The following is an 18141-nucleotide window of genomic DNA, read 5'->3' as shown; positions in this document are numbered from 1 at the left end:
CCCTATGGGTGGTCGTGGATCATCTGGCCTTGTCCTTGCCGATCAGCCCGGGCAGGGTCGTCTCCATGAAGCTCAGCCCTCGTTTCGTGGCGGACAACGCCGACCGGTTCTCGTTCCTCAAGGCCCCGGCCGTGGACGCCCCCCGAGGCCCAGCGCGACCCCGCCGTCGCCGAACGGGTCGCCGGGATGCTCGCCGAGATCCAGCGGGACGGGTTCGAGGCCGTCCAGCGGTACGCCCGCGAACTCGACCACGCCGACGTCGTCGAGCTGAGCGCCGAGGAACTCGCCGCGACCGGTGACCGGCTCACCCCCCGAACTCCGTGCGGCCATCGACCTCGGTGCCGCGCGCACGCAGCAGTTCGCGCGTCTGCAGCGCGAGCACCTCGCGGACTTCTCCGCAGAACTCGTCCCCGGGCTCACCGTGGGACAGCGCTACGTCCCGGTCGGCAGTGTCGGCGCGTACCTGCCGGCCGGGCGCTTCCCCCTCACCGCGAGCGCGTTCATGAGCGTCGGCGTCGCGAAGGCCGCGGGCGTCCCGACCGTCGTGGCCTGCACCCCGCCGCAGCCGGACGGTGGCGTGAACGCGGCCGTGGCGTACGCGGCGTACGTCTCCGGTGTCGACCGGCTGTTCGTCGTCGGCGGCGTCCAGGCGCTCGCCGCCATGGCGTTCGGTCTGCTCGGCGCGGCACCGGTCGACATGATCGTCGGTGCCGGGAACGCCTTCGTCGCCGAGGCGAAGCGCCAGCTCTTCGGTGCCGTGGCCATCGACCTGCTGGCCGGGCCGTCCGAGGTCGCCGTGATCGCGGACGAGACCGCCGACCCGGAGCTCGTGGCCGCCGACCTGCTCGGCCAGGCGGAGCACGGCCCGAACTCCCCGGCGGCGCTCGTCACCACCTCCCGCACGCTCGGCGAGGCGGTCATCGCGGAGGTCGAGCGGCAGCTGCCGACCCTGTCCACGAACGAGATCTGCGGACCCGCCTGGCGCGACCACGGCTCGGTCGTGCTCGTCGGGGACCGCGAGTCCGCCGCAGCGGTCATGGACGAGTACGCTCCGGAACACCTCGAGGTGCAGACCGCGGACGACGACTGGTACCACGACCGCCTCACGAACTACGGCTCGCTGTTCATCGGCACGTGGAGCACCGTTGCCTACTCCGACAAGGGCATGGCGGGCACGAACCACACCCTCCCCACCGCGGGCGGCGCGAAGCACAGCGCCGGCCTGTCGGTGAGCCGGTTCCTCAAGCCGCTCACCTACCAGCACATCGCCCGCGAGGCCACCCCCGAGCTGGCCGACGCCGTCGACGTCATCTCGGCGAGCGAGGGCATGTCCGCCCACCGCGCCACCGCCACCCTGCGGACCGAGCGGCTCACACGCTCCACCACCCCCCGAACCCGACCACACGACCCGGAAGTGACCATGACCACACCAGCCGCACGCCGTCGAGGTCTCCTCGCCACGGTGCCCGTCATCGGCCTCGTCGTCGCCCTCGCCGGGTGCTCGGCCCCCGGCTCCGGAGGGCCCGTCGGCCAGGTCGACCAGCCCGAGATCACGAAGAAGGTCGCCGCGTCGGACATCGACGGTGACACGACGCTGACGATGTGGGCCGACGTCGCCGAGAAGCCGCTCATGGAGAAGCTCGTCCCGGCCTACGAGAAGGCCTACCCGGACGTCGACGTCCGGATCACGTACAAGAGCTTCGACGACCTCATCGCGACCGTCGTGAACGCCGCCAACTCGGCGAACGCCCCGGACCTCTTCCAGGGCAACATCGGCTACGCGGTCGACGGGGCGCTCGTCAAGGGCGACCTGGTCCGGCCGCTCGACGACGTGGCGGACGTGTACGGGTGGTCGACGGGCACCGGGGCCTCGACGCTCGGGCCCGCACGCTGGAACGACGACGGCACGGCGTTCGGCTCGGGCACGCTCTACGGCATGTCCGTGATCAGCGAGGTGCAGGGCATCTACTACGACGAGCGGAAGCTCGACGAACTCGGGCTCGAACCGCCGACGTCGATCGACGACCTCGAGCAGGACCTCGCGACGGCGAAGGCAGCGGGCGAGCAGCCGATCATGCTCGGCAACTCCGACCAGTACGCCGCCACCCACGTCTTCTCGGACATCGCCGCGACGAAGCAGGACCCGTCGTCGATCGCCGCCTGGATCGGCGGGAAGTCGGGTTCGACCTTCGCGACCAAGGGCAACGAGGAAGCCGCCCAGACCATGCGCGACTGGGCCGAGAAGGGGTACTTCGGGTCCGGCTACGACGGGCTGAGCAACGAGGACGCGATCGCCCGGTTCGCCGACGGCAAGGGCGTGTTCTTCGTCGGCGGCTCGTGGAACGGCGCCTCGCTCGACTCGGACTCCTTCGGGTTCGCCCCGCTGACGTCCGGCGGTGTCGGCGCCACCGCGTCCCCGTGGCACATCAGCACGAAGTCCGAGCACCAGGAGGCGGCCATCGCGTTCCTCGGGATGATGCACAGCCCCGAGGTCGGCCAGTGGATCCTCGACACCGGCCGCCTGCCGGTGGTCACCGACGGCGTCAGCTCGCAGGACCGGCTCCAGGAGCAGACCCTGACCGCGCTGAAGGACACCATCGCCGCGGGCACCCAGGTCGGGTACTACGACTGGAGCACCACGGACATGCTCACCGCGATGGGCGGAGCGCTGCAGGAGGTGATGGCCGGCCGGACGACGCCGTCCGAGTTCACCGACACGGTCCAGCGGACCTGGGCGAAGGCGCACGACTGACATGGCGGCCACGCTCGTCGAGCGCGGGACCGACCGGGCGGCGCCACGTCGGCGTCGCCCGGCCGCCACCCGTGTCAGCTGGAGTTCGCTCCTGTACGTCGCCCCGGCCCTGGCGTTCTTCGTCGTGTTCGTCGTGGTGCCGATCGTCCAGTCGGTGCGCATCTCGTTCTACGACTGGGACGGCATCAGCGTCGCCACCCCGGCCGGGTTGTCGAACTACGCGGCGGTCTTCGCGGACGCCGACCTCCGTCAGGCGCTCGGACACTCGGTCGTGCTGCTGTTCTTCTACGCCGCACTGCCCGTCCTGGTCGGGCTGCTGCTCGCGGGCGCGATGTCGCGGATCCGCATCCACGGCCTGACCGTGTTCCGGGCGGTGCTGTTCCTGCCGCAGATCCTGTCGAGCGTCGTCGTCGCCGTCGCCTGGCGCGGGCTGCTCGCCGAGGACGGCCCCGTCAACGGCTTCCTCCGGGCGGTCGGGCTGGGCGGTCTCGCCCGCAGCTGGCTCGGTGACTTCGGCACCGCCCTGCCGTCCATCGGGCTCATCGGGACCTGGGTCGAGTACGGCCTGTGCATGGTGCTCTTCCTGGCCGGCATCGCGACGATCGACCGGTCCCTCTACGAGGCGGCCCGGCTCGACGGCGCCGGGGCGATCCGGGAGTTCACGTCGATCACACTGCCGGCCCTGCGCCCGCAGATCTCCATCGCGCTCATCCTGACCATCACGTTCGCGCTGCGGAACTTCGACCTCATCTGGAACACCACGCGCGGTGGCCCCGGGACGTCGACCACGGTGCCGAGCGTCTTCGTCTACCAGGACGCGTTCCAGGACCGTGCCCTCGGGCAGGCGTCCGCGCTGGCCGTGGTCCTGACGGTGCTCATCCTGGTGGTCGTCGGCATCGTGCAGCTCGCCCTCCGCGAGCGGAAGGGAGCGGCGTCGTGAAGGTCGCACGCAGCGAGACCCTCGTCACCCACGCGGTGCTCGTCGTCGCCGCGCTCGTCGCGGTGTTCCCCCTCGCGTCGGTGATCGTCACCTCGCTGAGCGGGGACGACGGCGGCGTCGGGTTCGACAACTACGTCGACGCCTGGACGCAGGGCGGGTTCGCGTCCGCCCTCGTCTCGAGCGCCGTCGTCGCGATCACGGTCGTCGTCGTGACCGCGACGGTCGCCTGCCTGGCCGGCTACGCCCTCGCACACATGCGGGTGCCCGGGGGGCCGGTTGCTCCTCGGCCTCCTGCTCGTCGGGCTCGTCCTGCCGTACGAGGTCACCGTGCTGCCGCTGTACCAGATGCTCGCCGGGTGGGGTCTCGTGGACACGTACTGGGCGCTCATCCTGCCGCAGATCGGTCTGTCGGTGCCGCTCGGGGTGTTCTGGATGCGGTCGTTCTTCGCCTCCGTCCCGGGTGAGCTGCTCGAGGCGGCGCGCATCGACGGCGCCTCCCGCTTCCGGATCCTCCGCAGCGTGCTGACCCCGGTCGCGCTTCCGGCCGTGGCGACGCTCGCGACGATCCTCTTCCTGTTCACGTGGAACGAGTTCCTGCTCGCGCTCGTGCTCGTGCCGCAGAACGAGGCCGTCCAGACGGCGCCGCTGTCGCTGTCGTTCTTCTCCGGCGCGCAGCGTGGCGCCCAGCCCGACGTCACCGCCGCGGCAGCCGTGCTCGTCGCCCTGCCGATCGTCGTCGCCTACGTCCTGCTCCAGCGTCGGCTCATCACCGGGCTGACGGAAGGCGCGGTCAAGTGACGGCCGGCGGGGCCGGCGTGGCCCGGGTCCGGTGCGACCAGCTCGCGCCGGTGCTCGGTGACCTCGAGGGCAACGGCAGGAGCGTCCTCGCCGCGGTGGAGCGGGCCGTCGAGGACCGGGTCGACGTCCTCGTCCTGCCGGAGCTCGCCACGACCGGGTACGTCTTCCGGGACGCTGACGAGGCAGCGGCGCTCGCGGTCACGGCGGACGACCCGCTCTTCGCCCGGGTCGCCGGCGCGCTGACGGGGACGGACACCGTCGTCGTGGTGGGCTTCTGCGAGCGGGACGGCCGCGTCCTGCGCAACAGCGTCGCGGTCGTGGACCGGACCGGTGTCCGGACCGTCTACCGGAAGACGCACTTGTGGGACCGCGAGACCCTCGTGTTCACGCCGGGCGACGCCGCGCCTCCCGTCGTCGACACCGCGCACGGCCGCATCGGCGTGCTCGTCTGCTACGACATGGAGTTCCCGGAGATGCCCCGCATGCTCGCGCTCGCGGGCGCGGACCTCATCGCCGTCCCGACGAACTGGCCGGTCGGGGACCACCCGGAGCGCGACCGTGTCGCCGAGGTGATCGCCGCGCAGGCAACCGCGCGGACCAACGGCGTGTTCATCGCGTGCTGCGACCGCGCGGGCACGGAACGGGGCCAGGACTGGAACGAGGCGAGCGTGATCGTCGACCAGTTCGGCTGGGTCGCCGCCGAGACCGAGCCCGGGGCCGGCGCGACCGCCATCACCGTCGACGTCTTCCCGGCCCTCGCCCGCGACAAGTCCACGAGCCCGCACAACGACTGGATCGGGGACCGCCGCCCCGAGCTCTACGACCGGAAGGTGCCGACCGCATGACCACCCCCCGACGTGACCCACGCCGACGAGACCGACGCTGCTGTGACCGACACCGCGCCCGACTGGTGGCGCACCGCCGTCATCTACCAGGTCTACCCGCGGTCCTTCGCCGACCTCGACGGTGACGGGACCGGTGACCTGGCCGGGATCACGGCGCGGCTCGACCACGTCGCGGCGCTCGGTGCCGACGCCGTGTGGCTCTCGCCGTTCTACCCGTCCCCGCAGGCCGACGGTGGCTACGACGTGGCCGACTACCGGGACGTCGACCCGCTGTACGGCACGCTCACCGACGCGGACGCCCTGCTCGCACGGGCGCACGACCTGGGGCTGCGGGTCATCGCCGACCTCGTCCCGAACCACTGCTCGGACCAGCACGTGCTCTTCCGTGCCGCGCTCGCCGCCGCGCCGGGCAGCCCGGAGCGTGGGATGTTCCACTTCCGCGACGGACGCGGCGAACACGGCGACCTGCCGCCGAACGACTGGCAGTCGATGTTCGAGGGCCCGGCCTGGACCCGCGTCACCGAGGCGGACGGCACCCTCGGCCAGTGGTACCTGCACCTCTTCGCGCCCGAGCAGCCGGACTGGAACTGGGACGACCCCCCCGGGTGCACCGGGAGTTCGAGACGACGCTACGGTTCTGGCTGGACCGCGGGGTGGACGGGTTCCGGGTCGACGTGTGTGACGCGATCGTGAAGGCCCCGGGCCTGCCGGACTGGCCGCACGCGACCCACGGCGTCGTGGAGCCGGTCGACGGCGTGATGCCGCCGATGTGGGACCAGGAGGGCATCCACGCCGTCTTCCGCGAGTGGCGACGGATCCTGGACGAGTACGAGGGCCAGCGCATCCTCTGCGCCGAGGCGTGGCTCCCACCGGAGCGGGCGGCCCGCATCGTCCGGTCCGACGAGATGCACCAGGCGTTCAACTTCGCGTACCTGTCGCTCCCGTGGGACGCGGCGGCGATCCGGGCGAACGTCGACACGAGCATCGCCGCGAACGACGCCGTCGGTGCGCCGACCACGTGGGTGCTCTCGAACCACGACGTGATGCGGCACGCGAGCCGCTTCGGCTACGACGGACCGGTCGAGCTCGAGGCCGGTGTGGGCGTGGACGACCCGCAGCCGGATCGTGCCACCGGTCTCCGCCGTGCCCGGGCCGCGACGCTGCTCATGCTCGGCCTGCCGGGCTCCGCCTACCTGTACCAGGGTGAGGAACTCGGCCTGCCCGAGGTCACCACGCTTCCCGACGCGGTCCGCCAGGACCCCGTGTGGGAGCGCTCCGGCCACCGGATCCGCGGCCGCGACGGGTGCCGAGTGCCGATCCCGTGGACCTCCGACGGGCCGTCCTTCGGCTTCTCGTCCGCCGCGGACACATGGCTGCCGCAGCCGGTCGACTTCGGCGCGTACGCCGTCGCCGAGCAGGAGGACGACGAGACCTCCACCCTGGCGATGTACCGCCGGGCGCTCGACGTCCGACGGCGGACGGCCCTCGGCGCCGGGACCCTGCGCTGGCACGAGACCGGTACCGGCAGCGTGCTGGCGTGGTCGAACGGCCGGGTCACCGTCGTCGGCAACCTCGGCTCCGAGCCGGTGCGGCTGCCGGCCGGGGAGGGCGTGTCCGGCGGGGGAGGTCCTGGTCGAGTCGGTGCCGGGCGCGTTCGTGGACGGGATCCTCGCTGCCGACGCCGCGGTCTGGTTGACCACGGAGGCCGCCCGCACGACCTGACCCGGCGGCGGTGCGCCCCCCCCGGTGCGCGCACCGCCGCTCGCGGTCACCCGCACGTCGGTCCTCCGGTCCGCGCGCCTGCCGCTCCCGTCGTCCGGACGGCCGGGAGGCCCGACCCACGTCGGTCGTGCACGGTACCGTCGTCGCATGGACCGTTCCGAGATCCTCGCGGCCGCAGCAGCGGCCCACGCCGCCCGCATCGCCGCCGCCGGCGGCGACGACCGCGGTGCCCGCGAGCGCGCCGAAGCGGCGTCGGCGGCCCCGGCACCCGAGCGTCGCCGGTCGGCGGACGCCGAACGGGCGGCGGAGTCGGACCGCGCGGCCGACCGGACCGAGGGCGCGCTGTCCGACTGGCGCCGCATGGGCACCCGCCGCGGCATGACCCCGGACGCCCAGGTCCGGAGCGCCTGGACGGTGACGGGCATCCCCGAGCAGGGGGGACGCCCGCGCATTCGCGAACGTGCTGCTCTCGACCGCCGGGCACGCAGGCCGGGTGGCGGACGCCGCGCGCCGCAACGAGCGGCTCGCCGGGGCCGCACGGGCCGCCGCACGACGGACCGTGCGCCGCTACACGGACCACGGGGCGGGGATGTCCGCGCTCGGGGACGTGCTCGACGCCGGACCCGTCGCTCGGGACGACGACGGCGGGGCCGAGCACGCCTGACCCGGACGCGGCCCCGCCCGGGCTCGGACTACCGCCGGAACGGGTCGAGGTTCAGCACGGTGTCCTCGTACAGGTACTGCTGGTCGCCGTACACGGTGACGTCCGGGTTCAACCAGACCAGGTCCTTCACCGTGATGCCGAGCCGGGCTGCGACGGCGCCGATGAGGTCCTCCGACGCGATCCGGTAGGCAACGGGTGACCCGTCCGGGGACCCCTCGCTGCTCGTGATCCCGGTGGCGTTCGGGCGTGCCCCACCGTCGACGGGGTGCACGTTCGTCGTCCGCGCCGGTACCGACCAGTTGACCGGTGTGACCGCGAGCACCTTGTCCGGCCCGAGTTCGACCGGCAGGTCGGGGGCCGCGGACTCGGCCGCCGAGTAGACGACGAGCGTGCCGAGCCACGACGGGTCCACCCGTCCGGGGTCCATGTCGGTCCTGGCCGGGGTCGGGACCGCGGGGGGAGCCGCCCCCCGAGCACGGTGTCCCCGACGCCGTGCCAGGAGAGGCCGTCGCCGACCGAGGGCGGCGTCTCGAGGAAGGTCGCACCGACGGGGACCGGCAGCGTCGAGGTGAACCCCGACCACTGCACGGTCGGGTAGCCGTTGTCGGCGACGACCACGCGGTAGTGGAACCGCACGCTGCCCTTCGGCGTGACGACGTCCGCCTCGCTGACGACGGTGCCGACCGGGATCGGGGAGACCGTGGGCTCCGGCGCCGCGGCCTCGGTGGGGACGGCGGTCGGGGTCCGTGGTGACGCGAACTCGGCGATGCGGCGGGCCTCGGCGCTGGCGCTCGGGTCGGGGGCCTTGCCCGTCCCGTCGGCGGTGGCGCTGCGGCTCGGCGCCGGCAGCTCGTCCGGCCCGCGGAGGAACGCGCACCCCGCTGCGGTCGTGACGACGACCGTGGCGAGCGCGACCGCTCCGAGCAGTCGGCCGGGCCTGCCTCGGCCGTGCCCCGGTCCGGCGTGCCCCTGTCCGGCGTGCCCCGGTCCGGCGTGCCCCTGTCCTGCGTGTCCCTGTCCTGCGTACCCGCGACGCATGGTCCCCCCCGTCCCGTCGTGCCTGGTCCCTCGCGCCGGGAGCCTACCGGCACCACGGTCGGCCCGGCTCCTGCGCGTCGGACCTGCGCGGCGGTGGGAAGATCACAGGTGGCCCGCCGGGAGCCGTCCCGGGACGGTGGGCCGCGCCGGTCCCTGCCGGACCCCCGCTCGCGATCACGGACGAAGGACACACCGCATGGTCGACACCCGATCCACAGCACACGAGGCCGGGCTCCCCCCCGGTGGGCACCGGACCGCACCGCCGCCGCCTCGGGCTGCTGGCGCTCGTCGCGACCTTCGGCGGTCTGCTCTTCGGGTACGACACCGGGGTGGTGAACGGCGCGCTCCTGCCGATGCGGCAGGAGCTCGGCCTGACGGACGTCACGGTGGGTGTCGTCACGAGTTCGCTGGCCTTCGGCGCGGCAGTCGGCGCGGTGTTCGGGGGACGGGTCGCCGACGCCTGGGGTCGACGGCGGACCATCATCCTCCTGTCGGTGCTGTTCTTCGTCGGGACGCTCGTGTGCGTCGCCGCCCCGTCGTTCGGCGTGATCGTCGTCGGCCGCGTGCTGCTCGGCCTCGCGGTGGGCGGTGCCTCGACGGTCGTGCCGGTGTTCCTCGCCGAGCTCGCTCCGTACGAGATCCGCGGGTCGCTGTCCGGTCGCAACGAGCTCATGATCGTCATCGGGCAGCTCGCCGCGTTCGTCGTGAACGCCGTCATCGCCAGCCTCTGGGGTGAGGGCGACGGGGTCTGGCGGATCATGCTCGCCGTCTGCGCACTCCCCGCCGTCGCCCTGTTCGTCGGGATGCTCCGCGTGCCGGAGTCGCCCCGGTGGCTCGCGACGCACGGCCGTGACGACGCGGCGCTCGCCGTCCTGCGGCAGGTGCGGTCGGCGGACCGTGCCGAGGCCGAACTCGCGGACATCCGCCGCGCGCACGAGCACGAGGCGCAGGAGCAGCGGGAGAGCGGGTGGACCGTCCTGCTCCGGAACAAGTGGCTCGTCCGGATCGTGCTGGTCGGCGCCGGACTCGGGGTCGCGCAGCAGCTCACCGGGATCAACTCGATCATGTACTACGGCCAGTCCGTCCTCATCGAGTCCGGGTTCAAGGCATCAGCCGCGCTCATCGCGACCATCGCCCCGGGGGTCATCGCGGTGGTCGGTGGCGTCATCGCGATCGCGAACATGGAGCGGATCGACCGGCGGACGACGCTGCTGCTCGGCTTCTCCCTGACGACGGTGTGCCACTTCCTCATCGGCACCGCCTCGGTCGCCCTGCCGGCGGGCAACCCGGCGCGACCGTGGGTGATCCTGGTCCTCGTCGTCGCGTTCGTCGGCTCGATGCAGACGTTCCTCAACATCGCGGTGTGGGTCGTGCTGTCGGAGGTGTTCCCGACGCAGATCCGGGCCCTCGGCATGGGCATCGCGGTGTTCTGCCTCTGGATCGCGACCGCGCTCGTCGGGCTGTGGTTCCCGTCCGTCGTCGCGGCGACGGGCATCACCGGCACGTTCTTCGGCTTCGGGGTCGTCGGGATCCTGGCGCTGCTGTTCATCTGGCGGTTCGTGCCCGAGACGCGCGGCCGCACCCTCGAGCAGGTCGAGGAGGGCGTCGCCTCGGGCAGCCTCTTCACCGTCGACGCGGCGGGGCGCCGCTGACCGACGCGACGGCGGACACACGGGAGGCCCGTCACCGGCTGGTGACGGGCCTCCCGTGTGTCTCCGGTCGGGCTACGGGCGCAGGAGCACCTTGCCGACGCGGCCGGCGGTGTCGCTCGCACGGGCGGCGTCGCGGGCGTCCTCGAACGCGAAGGTCTCGGACACGGGGAGCGTCAGCGACCCGTCGAGTACGCGGCTGATGAGCTCGCCGAACAGCTCCTGCTTCGTCTCCGCGGGCATGGTCCGGCTGACCACACTGCCCCAGAAGCCCTTCACGGTGAGCTGGCCGAAGATGACCTTGCCGGACGGGATCTCGAGCGTGGGGGGAGGCCATCGCGCCGAAGACGACGAGGGTCGCCTCGTCACCGAGCACGGACGCGATGTCGCCCGCGGCCTTCCCGCCGACCGACTCGACGCCGGCGCGGATCGGGGCGCCGCCGGTGATGGCCGAGACCTGGTCCTGCCAGTCCTCGGTGTCGGTCGCGACGATCCGCTCGATGCCCTGGGCGCGCATCTCCTCGACGCCCTCGGCACGGCGGACGAGGCCGATGACGTTGATGCCGCGGGCGGCACCGAGCTGGGCGACCATGCGGCCGACCGCGCCGTTCGCGGCGTTCTGGATGAGCCAGTCGCCCTCGTGCAGGTCGAGCGAGTGCAGCAGGCTGATCGCGCTGAACGGCATCGACACGAGCTGGGCGGCGGACTCGTCGGGCATCGCGTCCGGCACGGGGATCAGCCCGGCGGCGTCGGCGACGTAGTACTCCGCCCAGACGCCGAAGGTGCCACCGGCCACGCGCTGGCCGACGGACAGGTGCGTGACGCCCTCGCCGAGGGCCTCGACGACGCCGAGCGCCTCGGTGCCGGACGGCGCGGGCAGCTCCGGCTTGAAGCCGTACGTGCCGCGGATCGTCCACAGGTCGTGGTTGTGGATCGGGGAGAGCACGGTCCGGACGAGCACCTGGCCGGCGCCCGGGGTGGGGACGGGGCGCCGCTCGACGGTCAGGACGTCGGCGGGCTCGCCGAACTCCGGGTGGACGACGGCGCGCATGGTCTGGTCTGCCACGGTTCAGTCCTCCGAGACCGTGATCGTGACGTCGATGTTGCCGCGCGTCGCGTTCGAGTACGGGCACACCTGGTGGGCGGCGTCCGCGAGGGCCTGGGCCTGGTCGTGCTCCATGTCCGGGATGACGACCTCGAGCACGACGGCGAGCTGGTATCCGCCCTGGCCGTTCGGGCCGATCTGGACGCGGCCGCCGACGGACGAGTCGGTGACCTTGACCTTCTGCGCGCGGGCGACGCCCTGCAGTGCGGAGTGGAAGCACGCGGCGTAGCCGGCGGCGAAGAGCTGCTCGGGGTTCGTGCCGGCGCCGGAGCCGCCCATCTCCTTCGGGATCGCCATGTCCAGCTCGAACGAGCCGTCGCTGGTCTGGACCTTGCCGTTGCGGCCTTCGCCGGTGGACAGGGCTTCTGCGGTGTAGAGGACGTCCATGTGGTGTCCTTCCTTCCTTCGTGGGGTCTGTCTGGTCAGTGGGGACCGAGGTCAGTGGGGACCGAGGTCAGCGGGTCAGCGGGGCCGCGGTGGCCGCCGCGCGGTGCATCGTCTCGGTGAGGCGCTGCAGCGTCGCGATGAGGTCGGCGGCGGACTGCTCGTCGGGCAGCCCGGTGCCGGCGGCGACGCGGGCGGGGACGTGCGCGAGTTCGGCGCGGAGGGACCGGCCGCGCTCGCCGGTCGTCACGGTGACCACGCGCTCGTCGTCACTGCGGCGCTCGCGACGGACGAGGTCGCCCTGCTCCATGCGCTTGAGGAGCGGCGAGAGGGTCCCGGAGTCGAGCTGCAGGTGGTCGCCGAGGCTCGACACGGTCTGGTCGCCCTCGACCCACAGCGTCACGAGCACGAGGTACTGCGGGTAGGTCAGGCCCCACGGCTCGAGCAGCGCGCGGTACGCCTGGGTCGTCGCCCGGGTCGCTGCGTAGAGGGAGAAGCACACCATCTCGTCGGTCACCGGCATGACGTCACTGTTGCACGCGACCGGGTTGTGCACAACCTGATCGGGACGACGTCCAGCCGACACACGGCATCCGTCCGCCGAGAGCGCACCGGACGGACGTCCGTCGTCGGGTCCGGTTAGGCTGGCCGGACCGACGATGACCAGCAACCACCCCGCCACCGCACCGACGACGACCACAGCGATCCCGCGAGTCGGCTCATCGGTGTCCCACGGCAAGACGATCCTGATCGGCGAGCACGCCGTGGTCTACGGCGCACCCGCGCTCGTGCTGCCGGTGACCGACGTCCGCGTGACGGCCACCGCGACGCCCCTGCCGGCGACGCACTCGTCCGGGGCGGAGCACGTGCTGGAATCCTCCGTCCACACGGGGCCGTTCGGCCTCGCGCCGGCCGCCGTGCTGCCCACGACGACCGCCGTCACCGCGACGCTCCGCCACCTCGCCGACCTCGGGTACCCGCACGCCGTGGACACCGCGTTCCACGTCCGGGTCGACAGCCAGGTGCCCACCGCCCGCGGGATGGGGTCGAGCGCCGCCGTCGCCGCGGCCGTGACCGCCGCGGTCGCCGACGCCCTGGGGGGTCGTGCTCGACCGCGCCACCCACCACGACCTCATCCAGGCGTGCGAGCGCGTCGCCCACGGGCGCCCGTCCGGACTCGACGCCCGGGGGGGTCGTCGCCGACGAGCCCGTCTGGTTCGAGCACGACGTCATCGAGCCGGTGCAACTCACCGGGCGCTTCGTCTTCGTCGTCGCCGACACCGGTGTCCCCGGACACACGCGCGAGGCCGTCGCGGCCGTCCGGGAACGCCACGACCGCGCCCCCCGAGGTGGTCGACGCCGTCGTGCAGCGCATCGGGGACCTCGCCCGGGCAGCGCGGGGGGACGCTCGTCGACGGCGACGCCCAGGCCCTCGGTGCCACCATGGACGCCGCGCACGAACTGCTCACCACCCTCGACGTGTCGAGCGGGGACCTCGATCGGCTCGTCGGCGCCGCACGCAGCGCGGACGCCCTCGGCGCGAAGCTCACCGGCGGGGGGACGGGGCGGATGCGTCCTGGCCCTCGCCGCCGACGACGAGCACGCCACCCGCATCGTGACCGCACTGCGCGACGCGGGCGCCGCCGCCACCTGGACCACCTCGATCGGAGCCCGTGCCTGATGACCGCAACCGCCGTCGCGCACCCCAACATCGCGCTCGTGAAGTACTGGGGCAAGGCGGACGCCGACCTCGCGCTGCCCGCCACGGGCAGCGTCTCGATGGGCCTCGACGTCTTCCCCACCACGACCTCCGTCACGCTCGACGCCGACCGGGAGGCGCGTGACACGTTGACCCTGAACGGTCGCGTCGTCGACGACGGTGCGCTGGTGCGGGTCGAGCGCTTCCTCGACCTCGTCCGTGACCTGTCCGGCTCGGACGCCCGCGCCGCCGTCGTCTCGGAGAACACCGTGCCCACGGGCGCCGGACTGGCCTCGAGCGCATCGGGCTTCGCCGCCCTCGCCGTCGCCGCCGCGAGCGCGTACGGCCTCGACCTGTCGTCGCGGGACCTCTCCCGGCTCGCCCGCCGCGGTTCGGGCTCGGCCACGCGGTCGATCCCCGGCGGGGTCGCGGTCTGGCACGCGGGCGACGACGAGGGGTCCTTCGCCGAGACGATCCCCGCGCCGCCGATGGCGATGGTGGTCGTGACGATCGACGACGGCCCGAAGGAGATCGGCTCGCGCGAGGCCATGCGCCGGACGATCGCGACGTCGCCGTTCTACCCGGCCTGGGTGACCTCCACGACCGAGACCGTCCAGGACATGCTCGCCGCGTGCGCGGCCGGCGACTTCACCCGCATCGGCGAGCTGACCGAGAGCAACGCGCTCCGCATGCACGCCACCATCGAGGGCGCCTTCCCCCCCGATCCGCTACCTGAACAGCCGCAGCGTCGCGGTCTTCGACGCCGTCGCCGCGCTGCGGGCCGACGGCCTCGAGGCCTACGCCACCGCCGACGCCGGCCCGAACGTCGTCGTGCTCTGCCGGCCGGGGGGACCGTGCCCGCGTGGCCGCGTCCCTGGACGGGTTCGGCGCGGTCATCGAGTCCGGCACCGGACCAGCCGCTCACCTGGTCGGCTCCGAACGCCCGGGGGACCACCCCCCGAGCAGAGGAGACCACCGCGTGACCGAGTTCCGAGCCCACGGCAAGCTGTTCGTGGCGGGCGAGTACGCCGTCGTCGAGCCGGGTCAGCCGTCCGTGCTGATCGCCCTCGACCGTGCGATCACCGCCCGCGTCTCCGAGGGGCACGAGGCCGGCAGCGTGCACTCCGAGGAGTACGGCAACCTCCCGCTGACGTGGACCCGTGCCGAGGACGGCCTCGCACTGGACCGCGAGCACCACCCCTACGACTACGTCATGGCGACGATCGACCTCGTCGAGAAGCTCCGCGCCGAGCTCGGGATCGCGCCGCGGTTCCACGACCTGCGCATCGCGAGCCAGCTCGACGACGCCAGCGGCCGGAAGTTCGGGCTCGGCTCGTCGGCCGCGGTGACCGTCGCGACCGTCGGCGCCCTCGACCGCTTCTACGGCCTCGGCCTGTCGCAGCGCCGACGCTTCATGGTGGCGCTGCTCGCGACAATCCGCGTGGCACCCCGCGCCTCCGGCGGCGACCTCGCGGCGAGCACCTTCGGCGGATGGCTCCGCTACAGCGCGCCCGACCGCGAGGTCCTGGCCGGCCTGCTCGACGAGCGGACAGTCTCGTCGATCCTCGACGACGACGACGCCTGGACCGGTTTCGACGTCGAGCACCTGCCCGCCCCGACCGACCTGCGGCTCCTCGTCGGCTGGACCGGGTCACCGGCGTCCACGACGAAGCTCGTCGGCGTCGTGCGTCGACACCGCGACGGTGACTACGCGGCGTTCCTCGACGCCAGCCGCGCCTGCGTCGACGACCTGACCACGGGCCTCCGGACCGGGGACGCCGAGCGCACGCTCGGCGCACTCCGGCGCGCCCGCGGCCTGCTGCAGGACCTCGGGACGTCCGTCGGCTCGCAGATCGAGACGCCGCGCCTCGCGACGCTCTGCGACGTCGTCGAGGCAGCCGGTGGCGCCGCGAAGCCGTCCGGGGCCGGTGGCGGCGACTGCGGGATCGCGCTCGTCCCCGCCGACAGCGACCCCGCCGACATCCTCCGCACCTGGGAGGCACACGACATCAGGCACCTCAGCGTCGCGGTGCAACCCGAGGAAGGGACCACGCGATGACCGACCTGCAGACCCCGATCCCCACGAAGTGGGTCGGACCGATCCGCGTCAGCGGCAACGCCGTCGAGGGCGAGCACGAGGTGCCCCTCGCGACGTACGAGTCCCCGCTCTGGCCGTCCGTCGGACGCGGCGCACGGATCTCGCGCATGGTCGAGGGCGGCATCGTCTCGACCGTCGTCGACGAGCGGATGACCCGCTCGGTGGTCGTCCGCGCCTCCAGTGCCGCCGCCGCGCACATGGCCGCCGGACGGATCCTCGCCCGCCAGGGCGACCTCGAGACCATCGTCACCGGGCAGAGCCGCTTCGCGAAGCTCATCGAGGTGCACCCGGAGATCGTCGGTGACCTGCTCTTCCTGCGTTTCGCCTTCACCACGGGCGACGCCTCCGGTCACAACATGGTCACGCAGGCCGCGGACACGCTCCTGCCGGCGATCCTGGCCTGGGAGCCCGAGCTGCGGTACGTGTCGATCTCGGGCAACTTCTGCTCGGACAAGAAGGCCACCGCGGTGAACGGCATCCGGGGCCGCGGCCGGAACACCATCGCCGAGATCGTCATCCCGGGCGAGGTCGTCGAGAAGCGCCTGCGGTCCTCCACCGAACGGATCGTCGAGCTCAACACGGCGAAGAACCTGGTCGGGTCGACGATCGCCGGGGCACTGCGCTCCGCGAACGCGCACTACGCGAACATGCTGCTCGGGTTCTACCTCGCCACCGGGCAGGACGCGGCGAACATCGTCGAGGGCTCCCAGGGCATCACGCTCGCCCAGGCCCGAGGCGACGACCTGTACTTCTCGTGCTCGCTCCCGCACCTCATCGTCGGCACGGTCGGCAACGGCAAGGGCAACGACCTGCCCGTCGTCGAGGACGCCCTCGTGCGACTCGGCTGCCGGGAGGACCGCGAGCCCGGCGCCAACGCCCGACGCCTCGCCGCGCTCTGCGCCGCCACCGTGCTCTGCGGTGAACTCTCACTGCTCGCCGCCCAGACGAACCCGGGCGAGCTCATGGCCGCACACGTCGCCATGGAGCGACGCGGCCACCGACCGGAAGGAGCGTCGGCATGACCACGCAACAGCCGCTCACCGTGGGCATCCACGACCTCGCGATCGCCACCGGCCACCACGTGCTCGACCTCGACGACCTCGCTGCCACCACGGGCGTCGACCCGGCGAAGTACCACGTCGGCATCGGTCAGGACGCCTTCAGCGTGCCCGCCCCCCGACGAGGACATCGTCACCATGGGCGCCGCCGCCGCGAAGGAGGTCCTCGACCGTCACGGCGTGGAGGGCATCCGCACGGTGCTCTTCGCGACCGAGTCCGGCATCGACCAGTCCAAGGCCGCCGGGGTGTTCGTGCACGGGCTGCTCGGTCTGCCGACCAACGTCCGTGTCGTCGAGCTGAAGCAGGCCTGCTACGGCGGGACCGCCGCGGTGCAGATGGCCCTCGGCATCATCGCGCGGGACCCGGGTGAACGCGTGCTCGTGATCGCCGCCGACGTCGCCCGCTACGACGTCGAGACGGCCGCGGAGCCCACGCAGGGCGCCGGCGCGGTCGCGATGCTCATCGCCGCCGACCCGGACCTGGTCGAGCTCGAGCCGCAGTCCGGTCTGTTCACCGCCGACGTCGACGACTTCTGGCGCCCGAACGACCGCTCCACCGCGCTGGTGGACGGGCGGCTGTCGGTCACCGCGTACGTCGACGCCTTCATCGGGGCCTGGGACGACCTCGCCGCGCGCGGTGGCCCCGGCATCGAGGCGATCGACCGCTTCGTGCACCACCAGCCGTTCACGAAGATGGCGATCAAGGCGCACCGGAAGCTCGCACAGCACGTCGACGTCCCGTTCGAGGAGACCGAGCTCGCCGTCGGGTTCACGTACAACCGTCAGACCGGCAACACGTACACGGCGTCGCTCTGGATCGCCCTCGGCGCGCTGCTCGACCTGGACGACGACCTGGCCGGCGCCCGCATCGGCATGTTCAGCTACGGCTCCGGCAGCGTCGGTGAGCTCATGACCGGCGTCGTCCGGCCGGAGTACCGCGACCACCGCCGGACCGGACGCGTCGCCGAGCTGCTCGCGGCACGGGTCCCGCTGTCCGTCGAGGCGTACCGGGAGCTGCACGCCGCCGGTGCCGCGACGAGCGACGACGTCGAGCGTCCGCGCGTCACCGCGGGGCCGTTCCGCTTCGCCGGGGTCACCGGCGGTGCGCGGCACTACGAGGCGACCGGCGCCTGAGCCGGCCGGCCGCACACCGACCTGACCCGACCCCGGCCCGACGTGAGCGTCCCTCGGAGAGGGGTCGTGCCTCCCGGATCGGACCCGCACCCACGCCCTAGGCTTGCGGTGTGGACGCTGTCAGTGCCGGGGCGATCCGCGACGTCGTCGCGGTGCTCCCGAACGCGCCCCGCCTCCGTCACGTGGTCGACGCCGTCGCCGCACGGATCGGCAAGCCGATCCGCGTCGTGGACGTCCGCGGCCCGAGCTGGGGCG

At 73.0% G+C, this 18141-nt stretch carries 16 protein-coding genes and 2 pseudogenes; 14 read left to right on the top strand and 4 right to left on the bottom strand.

What is annotated here, in order from left to right:
• Window positions 1-65 precede the first annotated feature (65 nt).
• The 8 genes and pseudogenes from DEJ15_RS16020 to DEJ15_RS15990 all read left to right on the top strand — a co-directional run bounded on the left by DEJ15_RS16020 (window position 66) and on the right by DEJ15_RS15990 (window position 7721).
• Window positions 66-299, top strand: coding sequence for a hypothetical protein (locus DEJ15_RS16020; RefSeq protein WP_284175271.1), 234 nt, complete (start codon window positions 66-68; stop codon window positions 297-299).
• Window positions 296-2752: a histidinol dehydrogenase gene (gene hisD / locus DEJ15_RS16015; protein ID WP_284175270.1), complete on the top strand. Its 2457-nt coding sequence runs from the start codon at window positions 296-298 to the stop codon at window positions 2750-2752. The genes DEJ15_RS16020 and hisD overlap by 4 nt, the downstream gene beginning before the upstream one ends.
• A gap of 1 nt (window position 2753) precedes the next feature.
• Complete coding sequence (locus DEJ15_RS16010) at window positions 2754-3692, top strand: carbohydrate ABC transporter permease (RefSeq protein ID WP_110825917.1); 939 nt, start codon at window positions 2754-2756, stop codon at window positions 3690-3692.
• A gap of 327 nt (window positions 3693-4019) precedes the next feature.
• Window positions 4020-4490, top strand: a complete 471-nt coding sequence (locus tag DEJ15_RS16005; RefSeq protein WP_284175269.1) for a carbohydrate ABC transporter permease — start codon at window positions 4020-4022, stop codon at window positions 4488-4490.
• Window positions 4487-5335 carry a nitrilase-related carbon-nitrogen hydrolase gene (locus tag DEJ15_RS16000; RefSeq protein WP_220032721.1) on the top strand — a complete coding sequence of 283 codons (849 nt, stop codon included), beginning with the start codon at window positions 4487-4489 and terminating at the stop codon, window positions 5333-5335. The genes DEJ15_RS16005 and DEJ15_RS16000 overlap by 4 nt, the downstream gene beginning before the upstream one ends.
• A 12-nt stretch (window positions 5336-5347) precedes the next feature.
• A complete protein-coding gene (locus DEJ15_RS19785; protein ID WP_502866124.1) occupies window positions 5348-6028 on the top strand; it encodes an alpha-amylase family glycosyl hydrolase in 681 nt (226 codons plus the stop codon).
• A pseudogene (locus tag DEJ15_RS19780) lies at window positions 5941-6756 on the top strand (alpha-amylase family glycosyl hydrolase); the annotation flags it as partial. The gene DEJ15_RS19785 and the pseudogene DEJ15_RS19780, both read left to right, overlap by 88 nt.
• Window positions 6757-7517: 761 nt before the next feature.
• The gene (locus DEJ15_RS15990) at window positions 7518-7721 is read left to right on the top strand and encodes a hypothetical protein (RefSeq protein WP_284175268.1); all 204 of its coding nucleotides are present in this window, start codon (window positions 7518-7520) and stop codon (window positions 7719-7721) included.
• A 28-nt stretch (window positions 7722-7749) separates the two neighbouring features.
• Here the strand turns inward: DEJ15_RS15990 and DEJ15_RS15985 are convergent, their stop codons facing one another.
• Entirely contained in the window at window positions 7750-8148 is a 399-nt protein-coding gene (locus tag DEJ15_RS15985) for a hypothetical protein (protein WP_284175267.1), read from the bottom strand.
• 853 nt (window positions 8149-9001) lie between these two features.
• On the opposite strand from DEJ15_RS15985, the gene DEJ15_RS15980 reads away from it, so the two are divergent.
• A complete protein-coding gene (locus DEJ15_RS15980) occupies window positions 9002-10411 on the top strand; it encodes a sugar porter family MFS transporter (protein ID WP_284175266.1) in 1410 nt (469 codons plus the stop codon).
• A 72-nt stretch (window positions 10412-10483) separates the two neighbouring features.
• Here the strand turns inward: DEJ15_RS15980 and DEJ15_RS15975 are convergent.
• The 3 genes and pseudogenes from DEJ15_RS15975 to DEJ15_RS15965 form a co-directional block, all read right to left on the bottom strand.
• Window positions 10484-11459 (bottom strand): annotated as a pseudogene (locus DEJ15_RS15975) (zinc-binding dehydrogenase).
• Window positions 11460-11477: 18 nt separating this feature from the next.
• Entirely contained in the window at window positions 11478-11900 is a 423-nt protein-coding gene (locus DEJ15_RS15970) for an organic hydroperoxide resistance protein (protein WP_110825923.1), read from the bottom strand.
• A 67-nt stretch (window positions 11901-11967) separates the two neighbouring features.
• Window positions 11968-12420, bottom strand: a complete 453-nt coding sequence (locus DEJ15_RS15965; protein WP_181419616.1) for a MarR family winged helix-turn-helix transcriptional regulator — start codon at window positions 12418-12420, stop codon at window positions 11968-11970.
• Between the two features lie 136 nt (window positions 12421-12556).
• Here DEJ15_RS15965 and DEJ15_RS15960 point away from each other — a divergent pair, with 136 nt between their 5' ends.
• The 5 genes from DEJ15_RS15960 to DEJ15_RS15940 all read left to right on the top strand — a co-directional run bounded on the left by DEJ15_RS15960 (window position 12557) and on the right by DEJ15_RS15940 (window position 17886).
• Window positions 12557-13516 carry a GHMP family kinase ATP-binding protein gene (locus DEJ15_RS15960; protein WP_284175265.1) on the top strand — a complete coding sequence of 320 codons (960 nt, stop codon included), beginning with the start codon at window positions 12557-12559 and terminating at the stop codon, window positions 13514-13516.
• A 61-nt stretch (window positions 13517-13577) separates the two neighbouring features.
• Window positions 13578-14579, top strand: coding sequence for a diphosphomevalonate decarboxylase (gene mvaD / locus DEJ15_RS15955; protein ID WP_284175264.1), 1002 nt, complete (start codon window positions 13578-13580; stop codon window positions 14577-14579).
• Window positions 14576-15655 (top strand): phosphomevalonate kinase, encoded by a 1080-nt coding sequence (locus tag DEJ15_RS15950; protein WP_110825926.1) that lies wholly within the window; start codon window positions 14576-14578, stop codon window positions 15653-15655. Before mvaD ends, DEJ15_RS15950 begins: the two co-directional genes overlap by 4 nt.
• Window positions 15652-16716, top strand: coding sequence for a hydroxymethylglutaryl-coenzyme A reductase family protein (locus DEJ15_RS15945; RefSeq protein ID WP_110825927.1), 1065 nt, complete (start codon window positions 15652-15654; stop codon window positions 16714-16716). Before DEJ15_RS15950 ends, DEJ15_RS15945 begins: the two co-directional genes overlap by 4 nt.
• 174 nt (window positions 16717-16890) lie before the next feature.
• Window positions 16891-17886 (top strand): hydroxymethylglutaryl-CoA synthase, encoded by a 996-nt coding sequence (locus tag DEJ15_RS15940; protein WP_284175263.1) that lies wholly within the window; start codon window positions 16891-16893, stop codon window positions 17884-17886.
• Window positions 17887-18141: the final 255 nt, after the last annotated feature.

The organism is Curtobacterium sp. MCJR17_043, assembly GCF_003224315.2.
Classification (GTDB): domain Bacteria; phylum Actinomycetota; class Actinomycetes; order Actinomycetales; family Microbacteriaceae; genus Curtobacterium.
Note: the sequence above shows the minus strand (reverse complement) of the source record. Positions and strands in the feature narration are given on the sequence as shown.

Excerpts from the sequence above, each read along its gene's own strand:
- DEJ15_RS15960 (WP_284175265.1), top strand. The coding sequence starts at position 12,557 with ATGACCAGCAACCACCCCGCCACCGCACCGACGACGACCACAGCGATC.
- DEJ15_RS15940 (WP_284175263.1), top strand. The coding sequence starts at position 16,891 with ATGGGCGCCGCCGCCGCGAAGGAGGTCCTCGACCGTCACGGCGTGGAG.
- DEJ15_RS15965 (WP_181419616.1), bottom strand. The coding sequence starts at position 12,420 with ATGCCGGTGACCGACGAGATGGTGTGCTTCTCCCTCTACGCAGCGACC.
- DEJ15_RS15970 (WP_110825923.1), bottom strand. The coding sequence starts at position 11,900 with ATGGACGTCCTCTACACCGCAGAAGCCCTGTCCACCGGCGAAGGCCGC.
- mvaD (WP_284175264.1), top strand. The coding sequence starts at position 13,578 with ATGACCGCAACCGCCGTCGCGCACCCCAACATCGCGCTCGTGAAGTAC.
- DEJ15_RS15985 (WP_284175267.1), bottom strand. The coding sequence starts at position 8,148 with ATGGACCCCGGACGGGTGGACCCGTCGTGGCTCGGCACGCTCGTCGTC.
- DEJ15_RS16010 (WP_110825917.1), top strand. The coding sequence starts at position 2,754 with ATGGCGGCCACGCTCGTCGAGCGCGGGACCGACCGGGCGGCGCCACGT.
- DEJ15_RS16020 (WP_284175271.1), top strand. The coding sequence starts at position 66 with ATGAAGCTCAGCCCTCGTTTCGTGGCGGACAACGCCGACCGGTTCTCG.
- DEJ15_RS15945 (WP_110825927.1), top strand. The coding sequence starts at position 15,652 with ATGACCGACCTGCAGACCCCGATCCCCACGAAGTGGGTCGGACCGATC.